This window comes from Mixta tenebrionis, assembly GCF_006517625.1.
Lineage (GTDB): Bacteria > Pseudomonadota > Gammaproteobacteria > Enterobacterales > Enterobacteriaceae > Mixta > Mixta tenebrionis.
On the sequence record NZ_VHQI01000005.1, the window covers coordinates 225,113 to 238,474 of the forward strand.

The 13,362-nt window shown below is 53.7% G+C and carries 18 protein-coding genes and 1 other RNA gene; 9 read left to right on the forward strand and 10 right to left on the reverse strand.

What is annotated here, in order from left to right:
- Window positions 1–2: 2 nt before the first annotated feature.
- A complete protein-coding gene (gene grpE, locus FKM52_RS10085) occupies window positions 3–596 on the reverse strand; it encodes a nucleotide exchange factor GrpE (protein ID WP_141176074.1) in 594 nt (197 codons plus the stop codon).
- Window positions 597–718: 122 nt separating this feature from the next.
- Here grpE and nadK point away from each other — a divergent pair, with 122 nt between their 5' ends.
- The 3 genes from nadK (at window position 719) to bamE (ending at window position 3,886) form a co-directional block, all read left to right on the forward strand.
- The gene (gene nadK, locus FKM52_RS10090; RefSeq protein ID WP_141176075.1) at window positions 719–1,597 is read left to right on the forward strand and encodes an NAD(+) kinase; all 879 of its coding nucleotides are present in this window, start codon (window positions 719–721) and stop codon (window positions 1,595–1,597) included.
- Between the two features lie 87 nt (window positions 1,598–1,684).
- A complete protein-coding gene (gene recN, locus FKM52_RS10095) occupies window positions 1,685–3,346 on the forward strand; it encodes a DNA repair protein RecN (RefSeq protein ID WP_141176076.1) in 1,662 nt (553 codons plus the stop codon).
- Window positions 3,347–3,529: 183 nt separating this feature from the next.
- A complete protein-coding gene (bamE, locus tag FKM52_RS10100; RefSeq protein ID WP_141176077.1) occupies window positions 3,530–3,886 on the forward strand; it encodes an outer membrane protein assembly factor BamE in 357 nt (118 codons plus the stop codon).
- 39 nt (window positions 3,887–3,925) lie between these two features.
- On the opposite strand, the gene FKM52_RS10105 is transcribed toward bamE, so the two are convergent.
- Together FKM52_RS10105 and FKM52_RS10110 are read right to left on the reverse strand one after the other, a co-directional pair.
- Window positions 3,926–4,213, reverse strand: coding sequence for an RnfH family protein (locus FKM52_RS10105; RefSeq protein ID WP_141176078.1), 288 nt, complete (start codon window positions 4,211–4,213; stop codon window positions 3,926–3,928).
- The gene (locus FKM52_RS10110; protein ID WP_141176079.1) at window positions 4,206–4,640 is read right to left on the reverse strand and encodes a type II toxin-antitoxin system RatA family toxin; all 435 of its coding nucleotides are present in this window, start codon (window positions 4,638–4,640) and stop codon (window positions 4,206–4,208) included. Before FKM52_RS10110 ends, FKM52_RS10105 begins: the two co-directional genes overlap by 8 nt.
- 158 nt (window positions 4,641–4,798) lie before the next feature.
- On the opposite strand from FKM52_RS10110, the gene smpB reads away from it, so the two are divergent.
- From smpB to FKM52_RS10140, 6 genes are all read left to right on the forward strand, one after another.
- Entirely contained in the window at window positions 4,799–5,281 is a 483-nt protein-coding gene (gene smpB / locus FKM52_RS10115; RefSeq protein WP_141176080.1) for an SsrA-binding protein SmpB, read from the forward strand.
- Window positions 5,282–5,325: 44 nt separating this feature from the next.
- Window positions 5,326–5,689, forward strand: a transfer-messenger RNA (tmRNA) gene (gene ssrA, locus FKM52_RS10120).
- 269 nt (window positions 5,690–5,958) lie between these two features.
- Complete coding sequence (locus FKM52_RS10125; protein ID WP_138211554.1) at window positions 5,959–6,204, forward strand: DinI-like family protein; 246 nt, start codon at window positions 5,959–5,961, stop codon at window positions 6,202–6,204.
- A 102-nt stretch (window positions 6,205–6,306) separates the two neighbouring features.
- Window positions 6,307–6,486, forward strand: coding sequence for a type II toxin-antitoxin system HicA family toxin (locus FKM52_RS10130; RefSeq protein WP_012906750.1), 180 nt, complete (start codon window positions 6,307–6,309; stop codon window positions 6,484–6,486).
- Window positions 6,487–6,508: 22 nt separating this feature from the next.
- Window positions 6,509–6,919, forward strand: coding sequence for a type II toxin-antitoxin system HicB family antitoxin (locus FKM52_RS21965; protein WP_141176081.1), 411 nt, complete (start codon window positions 6,509–6,511; stop codon window positions 6,917–6,919).
- A 48-nt stretch (window positions 6,920–6,967) separates the two neighbouring features.
- Window positions 6,968–7,474: a DapH/DapD/GlmU-related protein gene (locus FKM52_RS10140; protein WP_141176082.1), complete on the forward strand. Its 507-nt coding sequence runs from the start codon at window positions 6,968–6,970 to the stop codon at window positions 7,472–7,474.
- On the opposite strand, the gene FKM52_RS10145 is transcribed toward FKM52_RS10140, so the two are convergent.
- From FKM52_RS10145 to FKM52_RS10175, 7 genes are read right to left on the reverse strand one after another with little or no spacing between them, the layout of a single operon-like run.
- Window positions 7,475–8,377: a phage baseplate protein gene (locus FKM52_RS10145; protein WP_246085518.1), complete on the reverse strand. Its 903-nt coding sequence runs from the start codon at window positions 8,375–8,377 to the stop codon at window positions 7,475–7,477. It lies immediately after the preceding gene.
- A complete protein-coding gene (locus FKM52_RS10150) occupies window positions 8,364–8,951 on the reverse strand; it encodes a YmfQ family protein (RefSeq protein WP_141176083.1) in 588 nt (195 codons plus the stop codon). Before FKM52_RS10150 ends, FKM52_RS10145 begins: the two co-directional genes overlap by 14 nt.
- Before the next feature lie 2 nt (window positions 8,952–8,953).
- Window positions 8,954–10,033: a baseplate J/gp47 family protein gene (locus FKM52_RS10155; protein ID WP_141176084.1), complete on the reverse strand. Its 1,080-nt coding sequence runs from the start codon at window positions 10,031–10,033 to the stop codon at window positions 8,954–8,956.
- Window positions 10,026–10,439, reverse strand: coding sequence for a phage GP46 family protein (locus FKM52_RS10160; RefSeq protein WP_141176085.1), 414 nt, complete (start codon window positions 10,437–10,439; stop codon window positions 10,026–10,028). The genes FKM52_RS10155 and FKM52_RS10160 overlap by 8 nt, the downstream gene beginning before the upstream one ends.
- A 4-nt stretch (window positions 10,440–10,443) precedes the next feature.
- Window positions 10,444–10,974, reverse strand: coding sequence for a phage baseplate assembly protein domain-containing protein (locus FKM52_RS10165; RefSeq protein WP_181407920.1), 531 nt, complete (start codon window positions 10,972–10,974; stop codon window positions 10,444–10,446).
- Window positions 10,974–12,038, reverse strand: coding sequence for a phage baseplate assembly protein (locus FKM52_RS10170; protein WP_141176087.1), 1,065 nt, complete (start codon window positions 12,036–12,038; stop codon window positions 10,974–10,976). Before FKM52_RS10170 ends, FKM52_RS10165 begins: the two co-directional genes overlap by 1 nt.
- Window positions 12,035–13,360: a DNA circularization protein gene (locus tag FKM52_RS10175; protein WP_141176088.1), complete on the reverse strand. Its 1,326-nt coding sequence runs from the start codon at window positions 13,358–13,360 to the stop codon at window positions 12,035–12,037. Before FKM52_RS10175 ends, FKM52_RS10170 begins: the two co-directional genes overlap by 4 nt.
- Window positions 13,361–13,362 lie beyond the last annotated feature (2 nt).

The following is a 13,362-nucleotide window of genomic DNA, read 5'->3' on the forward strand; positions in this document are numbered from 1 at the left end:
AATCAGCCTTTAGCTTTCGCTACGGCAACCATCGCCGGACGCAACAGACGCCCGTTAAGCGTATAGCCGCGCTGCATCACCATCATTACGTGGTTCGGCGCTATCTCATCAGATTCCATCATCGACATCGCCTGATGAACATCCGGGTTAAAAGGTACGTTAATTTCGCCCACCACTTCCACGCCGAACTTACGTACCGCCGCCAGCAGCGACTTCAGCGTCAGCTCGATGCCTTCAATCATCGCGCTCAGTTCCGGGTTGCTTTTATCAGCCACTTCCAGCGCGCGCTCCAGGCTATCGATCACCGGCAGCAGCTCATTGGCGAATTTTTCCAGAGCGAACTTATGCGCTTTCTCAACATCCTGCTCGGTGCGGCGGCGGATATTCTCAATTTCCGCCTGCGCGCGCAGCTGAGCGTCACGCACGCCGTTTTGCAGGCCAGCCAGCTGTTCTTCAAGCTGAGCGATGCGTTCATCGCGCGGATCCGCCACCTCTGCTTCAGCCTCCGGCGTCTCTGCGCTATCGTTCTGCTGCTGTTCCATTTCAATCTCGTCTGAGACTTGCTCGTTTGGTGCGTTCTGATCTTTACTACTCATGAATTTCTCCGCGTTTTGCACATTCATCTCGCTGGTTCGCTTATTATGGGGATCAGATTTATGGTTTCAAGGGAACCGGTCACAATGTCAGGGCGATTTGCCTAATAGAGGAATCCAGCATAATGAACAAACCTTTCCAGTGCATCGGCATCGTCGGCCACCCGCGCCATCCCACCGCTTTAACCACTCATGAAATGCTCTGGCGCTGGCTTAGCGAGAAAGGTTATGAAGTCATTATCGAACAGCAAATCGCGCGCGAGCTGGCGCTGGAACAGGTACAAACCGGCTCGCTGGCGGATATCGGGCAGCGGGCCGATCTGGCCGTGGTGGTGGGCGGCGACGGCAATATGCTGGGCGCGGCGCGCGTGCTGGCGCGCTACGACATTAAAGTTATCGGTATTAACCGCGGCAACCTGGGTTTCCTTACCGATCTCGATCCGGATAACGCGCAGCAGCAGCTGGATGACGTGCTGCGGGGCGACTATATCAGCGAGAAACGCTTTCTGCTGGAGGCGCGGGTCTGCCGCGGCGACGGCGCGCCGCGCATCGGCACCGCAATTAACGAGGTGGTGCTGCATCCTGGCAAGGTAGCGCATATGATTGAATTTGAAGTATATATAGATGAGAGCTTTGCCTTCTCTCAGCGTTCTGACGGCCTGATTATCTCTACGCCCACCGGCTCCACCGCCTATTCGCTTTCGGCGGGCGGCCCGATCTTAACGCCCTCGCTTGATGCCATCGCGCTGGTGCCGATGTTCCCGCATACGCTTTCCGCCCGCCCGCTGGTGATAAACAGCAGCAGCACTATCCGCCTGCGTTTTTCCCATATGCGCAATGATCTGGAAATCAGCTGCGACAGCCAGATCGCGCTGCCTATTCAGGAGGGCGAAGATGTGCTGATAAAACGCAGCGACTACCACCTGAGCCTGATTCATCCCAGGAATTACAGTTACTTCAATACGCTCAGCTCTAAGCTGGGCTGGTCAAAAAAATTATTCTAAAAAGCGCGGCGCGCTACTTTACTGGATAAAAAACCAGTTTATACTGTACGAAAAACCATGTCTGTGTTTATGTACAGGAAGGCGCATATGCTGGCCCAACTCACTATCAGTAATTTTGCTATTGTTCGCGAGCTGGAAATTGATTTTCAACGTGGCATGACCGCGATTACCGGCGAAACCGGCGCCGGTAAATCTATCGCTATTGATGCGTTGGGCCTCTGCCTGGGCGGGCGGGCCGAAGCGGATATGGTACGCCAGGGCGCAGCTCGCGCCGACCTCTGCGCCCGCTTTAATCTGAAAGATACCCCTTCCGCCCAGCGCTGGCTGGAAGAAAACCAGCTGGACGACGGCCAGGAGTGCTTGCTGCGCCGGGTGATCAGCAGCGACGGGCGTTCGCGCGGCTTTATTAACGGTACGGCGGTGCCGCTTTCACAGCTGCGCGATCTGGGCCAGCTGCTGATCCAGATTCACGGCCAGCATGCTCACCAGCTGCTGCTGAAGCCGGAACATCAAAAATCCCTGCTTGATGCCTACGCCGATCTTCCGCTGCTGATGCAAAGCATGGCGGCTAACTATCGCCAGTGGAACCAGAGCTGCCGCGCGCTGGCGCAGCATCAGCAACAGATGCAGGAGCGCGAAGCGCGCCGCGAACTGCTGCAATACCAGCTGAAAGAGCTGAACGAGTTCGCTCCGCAGGCGGGCGAGTTTGAGCAAATTGATGAAGAGTACAAACGCCTCGCCAACAGCGGTCAGTTATTATCAACCAGCCAACAGGCGCTGCATCTGCTGGCGGACGGCGACGACAGCAACCTGCAAAGCCTGCTCTATACCGCACGCCAGATGATGGGCGAGCTGGTGAGCATGGATGAAAAGCTGGGCGGCGTGCTGAATATGCTGGAAGAAGCGGCGATTCAGATCAGCGAGGCAAGCGATGAGCTGCGTCACTATTGCGATCGTCTCGATCTCGATCCAAACCGTCTGTATGAACTGGAGCAGCGCCTGTCACGTCAAATCAGCCTGGCGCGTAAGCATCATGTCGCGCCGGAAGCGCTGCCAGCCTTTTATCAGCAGCTGCTGGAGGAAGAGCAGCTGCTCTCGCAGCAGGAGAGCGATCAGGAAGCGCTGAGCATGGCGGTTGCGCAGCATCATCAGGCCGCGCTGGCCAGCGCGCAGAAGCTACACGAGCAGCGCGCGCACTTTGCGCAGGAGCTTACCCAGCTGATTACCGAAAGCATGCACGCGCTTTCGATGCCGCACGGCCAGTTTATGATTAACGTACAGTTCAACCCCGATCAGCTGACCGCCGAAGGCGCCGATCGGATCGATTTCCGGGTAAGCACCAATCCCGGCCAGCCGTTGCAGCCGCTGGCGAAAGTGGCTTCCGGCGGCGAGCTGTCTCGTATCGCTTTAGCTATTCAGGTAATTACCGCGCGTAAGATGGATACGCCGGCGCTGATTTTCGATGAGGTAGACGTGGGGATTAGCGGCCCGACGGCGGCGGTGGTCGGCAAGCTGCTGCGTCAGCTGGGCGAATCTACCCAGGTCATGTGCGTCACTCACCTACCGCAGGTGGCAGGCTGTGGTCATCACCATTTCTTCGTCAGCAAAGAGACGGATGGCGCGATGACCGAAACCCATATGCAGCCGCTGGACAAGCGGGCGCGCCTGCAGGAACTGGCGCGTTTGCTGGGCGGCAGCGAGGTAACGCGTAACACGCTGGCGAATGCTAAAGAGCTTTTGGCCGCCTGATATGCACTTTTTTACATTCCTGCGGTCATATGCTTGCTCTGTAAAGGTTTCCAACTGCGGTCAGGTTTATTATTATCGACAGCTTGTCGCCTGAATGAATACCATGACCGCAGGCTGAGTTCAGACCGTGCTGGCACCCGACTCGCCTGAGAAAGGCGTTGAGCCCAAAAAAGGAATGTATAGATGCGCTGTAAAACGCTGACTGCTGCTGCAGTGTTACTTCTCATGATGACTGCTGGCTGTTCCACTCTGGAGCGCGTGGTTTATCGCCCTGATATCAATCAGGGTAACTACCTGACCTCTACCGACGTCGCTAAGCTGCGCGTTGGCATGACCAAACAGCAGGTCGCTTATACGCTGGGTACGCCGTTGATGAGCGATCCTTTCGGCAGTAGCACCTGGTATTACGTATTCCGCCAGCAGCCTGGCCATGAAAAAGTTTCTCAACAGACGCTGACGCTGACTTTCGACAGCAGCGACGTGCTGACTAATATCGATAATAAACCGAACCTGAGCGGCAACAACCTTAACGATCGTTAAGCTGTCGACAGATAAAGCAAAAAAGGCGCCGAAGCGCCTTTATTTTTTCGCTGAGCGCTCGGCTCGCTGCCGGCGTAGCTCTTTAGGATCGGCAATCAGCGGACGGTAGATCTCAACGCGGTCGCCCTCATTTACCTCATCCTGCAACTTTACCGGACGGCTATAAATGCCGATTTTATTCTGTGTCAGATCGATATCGTGACGCAGCTCCAGTAAACCTGATGCGCGTATCGCCTGCTCTACGCTGCTTCCTTCCGCCAGTTTAACCTGGCGCAGATACTGCTTCTCAGGCAGCGCATAAACCACTTCAACCGTAATATCAGGCACGATAAACCTCTTTAGCCCGATGCGTGAAAGCCTGAACCATGCTGTTTGCCAGTTCTTTGAATATACGACCGAAGGCCAGCTCAACCAACATATTGGTAAATTCAAACTCCAGATTGAGCTCAACCTTACAGGCATCGTCACCCAGTGAAGTAAACGTCCAGCCGCCGGTTAGCTTACGAAACGGACCCTCTACCAGCTGCATGCGAATACTCTGATTATCCGTCAGCGTATTACGGGTAACGAATGTTTTGCTGATACCAGCCTTAGAGACGTCAACCGACGCCGTCATCTCGCCGTCAGCAGCAGACAGCACGCGGCTCCCTGTACAGCCCGGCAGAAACTCCGGGTACGCATCGACATCGTTAACTAACTGGTACATCTGCTTCGCGCTGTAAGGCACGAGCGCAGAACGGCTAATCTGGGCCATAGTGTTTCCTGTCATTCATAAACGTACAAATAATAGCATTTTCAACAGTCAAACAAAAATTCTCTCCGGCGCAAGGCGTGCTAGAATAGCTTTTTTTCCCGGCGGCTATGGGGTCGGGGATGCGATTAACCCTGGTCTGATGTAAACTAAGTTGCACTATGACAAAGAAAAAATCACATAAACCCGGTTCTGCCACCATTGCCCTTAATAAACGCGCCCGCCATGAATATTTCATTGAAGAAGAGTTCGAAGCGGGGCTGGCGCTACAGGGATGGGAAGTAAAATCACTCCGTGCCGGTAAGGCGAACATTAGCGACAGTTATATTCTGCTGCGCGATGGCGAAGCCTATCTGTTCGGCTCAACCTTTCAGCCGTTGGCGGTCGCCTCCAGCCATGTAGTGTGCGATCCCACACGCAACCGTAAACTGCTGCTCAACCAGCGCGAGCTGGACAGCCTCTACGGACGCGTTAACCGCGAAGGCTATACGGTAGTCGCCCTGTCGCTCTACTGGAAAAATGCCTGGTGTAAGCTTAAGATCGGCGTCGCGCGCGGTAAGAAACAGCATGACAAACGCGAGGATGTGAAAAATCGCGAATGGCAGCTGGATAAAGCGCGCATTATGAAGAACGCTCATCGCTAAACGCTGGATTCGGCAATTGATTTTTGTTATACTTGTTCGTTCTTGGGGCTGATTCTGGATTCGACGGGATTCGCGAAACCCAAGGTGCATGCCGAGGGGCGGTTGGCCTCGTAAAAAGCCGCAAAAAAATAGTCGCAAACGACGAAAACTACGCACTAGCAGCTTAATAACCTGCTTAGAGCCCTCTCTCCCTAGCCTCCGCTCTTAGGACGGGGATCAAGAGAGGTCAAACCCAAAAGAGATCGCGTGGATGCCCTGCCTGGGGTTGAAGCGTTAAATCCAATCAGGCTAGTCTGTTAGTGGCGTGTCCGTCCGCAGCTGACCGGCGAATGTAAAGACTGGACTAAGCATGTAGTACCGAGGATGTAGGAATTTCGGACGCGGGTTCAACTCCCGCCAGCTCCACCACTTTAGATAGGACAGTGCAAGGACAGCGCCAGCAAAAACAGGAAGTTAGCAGCCCCGGAAGGACACCGACCAGACGGTAACGGGACGAAAAAGGATACGTAAAGGAGCCGCGGCTCCAAAACAAACAAGCCAGCCTCTCAGGGGCTGGCTTTTTTGTGTCATAAATCTGCAGCACGGTTCTCACCTGCTCGACACAGCCATTAACTTGACACTGTATGTATGACCAGCCAAACATAGCTGTATATCCAACCAGTAAAAGAGCTATCAAAATGCGTGTCGAAATCAGCATTGCCAAAGAAAAATATGGAAAGTTACCGAAAACCGCGCCTTCTGCACTTCAGGAAGAAATGACAAAGCGCCTGAGTAAACAATACCAGGACATTGAAGTTATCGTTAAGCCTGCTGGAAGCGATGGCCTATCAGTCTTCCGTGCAGCGGATAAAGATGAAGCCCGGAAGAACGTGGAAAAAATGCTTCAAGAAGTCTGGGAATCGGCAGATGACTGGTTCTTCTGATATAAAATAGCTGCTCCATAACTCCGATAACCCCAAAAAGATTGACACTTAATTCAATAAGGGTTACTATAACCCTATCAAAACGACGCAGAGAGCCGGAGGATGGATAGCAGGAATGCAATAGCAATGATAGAAGCCGATGGATGGTATCTGGTGAGAGTTAAAGGCAGTCATCACCAGTTCAAGCACCCAACGAAAAAAGGGCTGGTTACGGTAAAACATCCGCAAAAGGACATACCGCTACCAACACTGAAAAGTATCAAGAAACAGGCGGGGCTTTAAGCCCCACCTCTTGGAGGTTTACATGTTGTATCCAGTTGCTATTGATAAAGGCGATTCATCCTTCGGCGTTCGCGTACCTGATATTCCAGGTTGCTTCTCTGGCGGCGACAACTATCAGGATGCGATAGAGAGCGTGCGTGAGGCTATCGAGGCACATATCGAATTACTGGTGGAAGATGGCGAAGCGGTGCCGGAAGCCACCAGTGTTGAAAACTGGCTGGCCGATCCTGATTATGCAGGTGTGGTATGGGCGCTGGTTGATGTGGACGTTACCCGATTGATGGGGAAAGCGGAAAAAATCAACGTAACACTTCCTTCTTTGCTGATCCGCCGTATCGATCAGTTTGTCGCTGCACACCCTGAGTACGGTAGCCGTTCCGGCTTCCTGTCCCGCGTGGCGGCTGATAAAGTGATTGGAAGAGAAAAACGTTAAGCCTCGCAAGAGGCTTTTCCATAACTATATGGATGGTTGAAATAGACGATGATTAGATATTATTACTATTTACTAAAAAAAAGAGTAAGCCCCGCCAAGGCTCGTCTATTCTTTAATACATCAAATTTTTCTCGTAGAAAGAAAAATAAAATACTATCTAAAACTGGCATAACAACAAGCTCACACACAGCCATAGTCGCGCCGTTTTACTTTGAATTTGGAAACATACATTTCATCGGTGATGTACTTATCAATACGGGATGCAATTTTCTTGATAATGAGATAATAACAATAAGAACCGGAACCATGATTGGCCCAAACGTAACATTAACTACGGTCAGTCACCATACAGATCCGATTTTACGTCACGGAGCCAATATAATTGCCCCGATAGAAATAGGTGAAAACGTATGGATTGGCGCAGGTGCTGTAGTTTTACCCGGCATAACTATCGGGGATAACAGCGTGATTGCTGCAAATAGTGTGGTGACTGCCGACGTACCAGCAAATTGTTTATATGCCGGTACACCCGCAAAATTTAAAAAAGCGCTGTAATTATGCACTTCTATACCACCCCATCAGTTTAATAAATGAGTTAGTCACAGCAAATGCCGCTCCAGAACCAGTATTTACCGTTGTCCCTGAGACAGAATGAGCGTGAGCGCCAATACCAACAGTATGGTTATGTGCACCTATGCCGACATTATGTGCGTGAGCTCCTGCAGCTGTGGTTGTTTCTGTAACACTTCCCATGTTTGTATTGCCCGATGGCCAACCCCATCCAGCTTGCCAACGCAGGAAATTGTAATTATGAGTATGGTTGCCTTGTACATCTGTTTGCTTTGTGCCGTAGTCAAAAGTACTTGTTGTTTTAGTTCCATAATCAAAGCTGCTAGTGTTGGCCGAAAAAGTATGCGCGTGTGCTGGCAAATTAGCTGTTACGAGTGTTACCGAATCGGAGCCGCCCGTTGACATAACGTCACTGCCGTTGGCGCTGGCCAGACGAACTGTGCGATTTTCACCAATATATTTCCATGTAGTGCCGGGGAAAAGCGTATTCGGATTTTTATTTTGGGCAAACCAGGTAACAACACCAACCGGGTAGATAGAATCATAAATATATCCTATCTCTTTTAATGCCAACCCCCCCAATCCCAAATTCGCGCGCGCAACAACATTATCAACCAGATCCGACAAATTTTTATTACGGATAAGTGCATCAGGTATTTTTGACGTAACAGTCCTAACAATAGACTGATAAAGCTGATCATGCTGGTCTTTATTCAAACTAAGCCCAGACTTTTCAATAACATTACACAGCTCTTCCTGAACAGCATCCCACATATCGCTGTTCAGGTCTGTGGCACGGCGGCCAGTAGCCGGATCGCCATTAGTAAAACCGTTTTTTCCCTGCCCAAATTTGTCGATTTGAGCCGTGGATGTATCAATTCGATGCATCTTCTGTTCCTTCCGGATAAGCAAAAACTACGACGGTGTGAGAGGGGCAAAGCTTATCGATCACACACTCGGCTACGGTGTCGCCCCACGTTCTGATCGCTGAATCGCAGGTACTGGTACAGGTTTGCCAGGCGATATTGGCATCAGCCGGAATATTCACCCGCCAGTAATAGCGCCAGAACTCGCCCCATTCAGGGTCCGGTGAGCTGTCAAGGTTCTGGAATTGTTCAATCGTGGCCGTCGTATAGCCCAGCGCGTCGAGCTGCTCACGATAAAAACGCTCATTAATCCCACCAGCAACGTTAGCTTTAGCATCCAGACGCTGCTGGCGCTGGCGTAGCGTCTGCACACCATCGGGGGCGCAGGAGTCCGGCAAACCATACAGCGCTTCATACCGATCAATTAGTTCAGTGGTCTGCCCCGGGTCAATTTCCTTCATTAATACGCCGGCGCGCTGGTGTACGCGGGTTAGCGACGGAGCCAACCCCTCAATAAGCGGATTCTTTCCCTCCCAGGCGGGCCCGGGTGGCAGCAGATGGTAAAGCAGCTGCGTGTACTCGTCATTCAGCGCCATGGCTATTCAGTCGCCTCCGTGTAGGTTTGCCAGGTGATTTCTCCCAGTACTGGCAGTTCGATTTGCCCCAGCACGATATCAACCGCTGGAGAGCGGAGCTGATGTGCCACTTCGTCAGTGGCCAGACTGATTGCTTCGCTTATACGCGACAGATAGACCTTCCCGGACGGCTGACCATCACGGAGCATGAGCGAATTCAGTTCAGCGGTGACCGCCGTGCGGATTTCAGGCGTGTCTTTTGCCAGGGCGATTGTCATCGGGATAACATGCTCAGTTGCAGCAAAGACAAACAGGCCGCCGCCGGCAACTGGTGCAAGGGGCAGAATATGCGCACGCACTGCCTGTACAACATCATCTGCAGGTGCCGGGTTAGCGGGATCACTGGTGGCAACCATCACGCCAACGGTACCCGTCCCCTGATAATGACGGAACGTCCAGGCGCGGGTAATTCCGGCAATCTCTTTCGCCCAGATGATGTAATCCGGATCTGCGCCGCCCTGCGGGATCCAGTAATAGCGCTCCATCACGCGCGCACGCCACGTCTCCAGTTCCTCCACATCATCCCCACCGTTCAGCGTGTCGGCGTAACCGGTGGATGGAATACCGCTAATCGGCGTGCCCAGGCGCAACGCAATGCCGTCGTCAGTATTCCCGGCCACCCCTGCCACATCGGCAACCACCGGCACACGTAACAGGCCGCCGGAGGCTTTAACGGTTTGGGTGGTGGTAAAAGTAACCTGATCGTCACGCTGGATCTGCGTGCCAGCCGGCAGGGTTGGCGTACCGCCGAGCCCATCCCAGCGGATAAACCCCGAAGCAGCAACAGCATCTTTTCGCGGGCACCGCTTGATGCGCGCGTGGCGATAAAGCCAGTCTTCATCGCACAAATCAGGCAACATGTTGCGGGCCAGATAATCAAGGTAGCCATACAGCGTATGTACGGCGGCGGCCTGCACCCTTCCATAGACCTCTGCATCCATACGCCGCAATACCGCATCCTGCTGAAAGCGCGTCAGTAAGTCGCTGCGAATAGTGGCGATCAGCTGCGGGAGTTCAGGGCGTGCAAATTGACTGTCAGCCATTCAGTTCGCTCCAGATATCATCAAAGGTAATGTTGTGTATGGCCCCGTCCCGCTGATAAACCGTTACGCCAGCGGCCAGTGTGTCTATTCCGGTACGCTCAGAGGTCACATCAATGCGTGCCGCAACACCATCCTCAGTCATCCACGACAGCGCCTGCTGCATGTATTCGCGGGCGTCCTGTGGGGTTTTGTTGGTGAGTTTCCGGCGTTTCAGCAGATACAGTCGGGAGCCGATACGGTCATTCTGAACCGTGGGCCACGTATCGCCCCACCAGCCGTAAGGCTGCGGGGTTTTATCGTCCCGCTCAGCGCGGCGCCACGTGAAGAGAGAAATCACCACGGCGCGCGTCAAAAGGTCGAGCGGATCCGAGGCATCCTTTCGGATTCCATTAACATAGAGGATCATGGTGTCAGCTCATGGGTTGGTCTGGCTTGTTGGTCGTTCCACCACCGTCGCCATTTTCTTTATGGGTGTGACCGTTATACGTAACCCGCATCTCGGCCATGGTTTTACCGCTACCGTCGCAGTTATCTTTGATGTCGCCAGTGGATTCGAGCGGCATTTCAAAGCGGGCTTTCGGGGCATTTTTGAAAACGATGGGCTTCCCGCCACCATCAACAACGATCCCGCCACGGGTTAAGGTAACGGACTGGCCCTGATCGTCATAAATGGCAACTTCGCCGCGGGCAAGGCCTTTAAGCCGGTACCGCCTGTCAGCAACAATAACCGCCATACCGTGTGAGCGGTCACCGCCGGGAAACAGCACTACCGCCTCAGCGCCGTTCTGCGCGGCAGAGGTGAAACCATAAGGTTCAAGATGCTCAACCCCTTCCTTGGGGTCACCGGCAATCAGCTTCAGTCCTGCTGCCTGGCATTTTTTCGCGGTATCAAGTGCGGTAATAACAGCACGGGCCACGATATTTCGGAGGGAGTTATTCATCAGAACTCGATCCCCCCACTGGACTTTTTCTTCTTCGTCTTCGGCTTTGTCGGCTCAGGCAGATAAGCATCCGCTGGCCCGACCCTGATTTCAGTGATCGTGCCGTTATTGTCCTGGCTGTAAGTCACCTCGGCGATCACCAGCGTTTCATTATCAAAACCATTCAGCGGGTCATAAACCACCACGGACTGATTTGGCTTCCACAATTCCCCGTTCCCCTGGCGCCAGCCCTGCACGGTGTAGGTTGTCTCCTGCGTTTTAGCTGCACGCTGGCGCGCCTCGAATTCACAGCGGGATTTGCAGCTGTCGGTAGTGGCCGTGCCGGACTGCTGGAGAGTATGAGGCCGATAGCGGGTTACGTCAGAATCAGAGGTACTCTGGCGAATAGCGGCAATCGTGGCTTCGCCAAAATCATCGTCAGTGCCAGGACGTTGCCCGGTGACAAGATAGCTGGAGAAACGATCGCGCACGCTACGCTCAGTATCGCAGGACAGGATATTATCCCCCAGCACCAGCGCTGTGACGGCTTTGGCACTTCCGGGCGTACCCAGCACCAGCCGCCCCTGCTCATCGTCATACGCCAAAGCCTGAACCTGGCCCAGCAGGCGATTCAGACAATCCACTACCGTTTCACCATGCTCAGGCTGAGCATCAATCACAGCCGCTACCGGGGCACCAGCATCAACAACATCAATCCCGAATGGCTGGGCCAGCGTACTGGCAATACGAAACAAATTTTTCCCGCTCTGCTGAGCAGGTGCCGCACTGCAATCAATAAGATCGGCAGTTTTGCTTCTGCCAACGATACCGCGTGTAATACTGCTGGCGTCGTAACGCAGCGGCAGCGCTTCAACCCATCCGGTTATCACCAGATCTTCACCAATCAACACCTCTACCTTATCGCCATTTTTGATCTGCAGGGTGCCATCAGGGCTACCGGGCCACTGGCTGGTAATCGCAACGTTGAAATCCCGGGCAATACGATCGATGCCGGCACTGATACGAACCGATGTCCAGCCGCCCCATTCGCGCCCGTTGATGCGCAAAAAAACAGTATTGTTCATCGTACCGGCACCCTCAGCGGTTCAACCGGCACAAAGCCGGGATGGCGGACAGGATTACGGGTCAAAATGTCAGATTCGCGCCCAGCGTCGTCATACCAGCCAGCGGCCAGTACCAGAGCAGGCAGAACATCATCCGGCGTTCTCTGTGCGGTGCGCTCTACCTGCGCCAGCCGCGCCGAAATATCACGGTTCAGGCCTGTACGCATCGTGGATATCTGCTGGAACAGAGAATCGTCACTGATCCGCAACTGCTCCTGGTCTATTGCCGCATTGAGCGCCGCGCGGATATCGGTGAGGTCATCCCAGTTTGGCGGAGGAGTGGCACTGCTGACTATCTGCGCACCATCAAGCGCCGGGTGCGTGACAGTGATAATGTCCGAATCACTGGTCGTTGCGGTATTTTGGGCTGACGAAACACGTGGCTGCGCCAGCGTCGTCACCGCAGCAGTGGCCGTACTGATAGCCGTTGTCCTGATGGCCGCCGCGACCAGATTACTCTGCGTTTTTTGGGTGACTACAGATCCAGAGTCAGTGGACCAGGTGCCACGCGGCGAAAGACCAGGATCCTGCGTAATACCGGACAGGGTTTTTATCATCGTGACCAAATCTGAAGTATCGCCACTAAGACGATCTCCTGCCCGCCAGGCTTTTTGAAGCGCTCTGACAAAATCATTCGCGGCGCTGGGCGGCATCAGAATGACCGACAAATCCCCCTGCAGTAGCCGCATGGCCGCTGACACGCCCGAATCGACCATCTTGAATGCATCCGAAACTGTGTTGATCATCGCCGTGGCATCGGCAATCACGTCATTCTGGATAAAGTCCGGGATACCGGAGAGGCCAAACGCGGAGAACATACTGTCAATGGCATCGTCAAACAGCCCGCCTGACTCATCAAGGCGCTGCGCCGTCGCCATGCCAGCAACCGGAAAGGTTAACTCTCCGCTCTCCACAAACTCGAATGAAATGCGCGCCATGCGCCCTTCTGCACTGCTGTGCGACACCTTCACAGTGCCGTTTATGCTGCCCTGCATTTCACCATACTGAGGATGAACCAGCGTTCCGGGGCCGTTCGTCTCCACAGCGGCAATCAGGCGATCCCGCTGGTCAGCATAATCGCCCCCAATTACGTAGGCGTTGATGGTCAACCTGCGCGCTGCTCTGCCAAGATCCTCCGCCCAGGGCTTATCTCTGTTGGGGTACTCATGCAACTGTACCCGGCGCCCAAAGGATGCATCGTCATCCTCTACGGAGAAAGGCACCCCCCGAAATGACGCATCGCGCAGGCGATCGCGCCAGTCTGGCGTAGAAAAAAATGCCATGG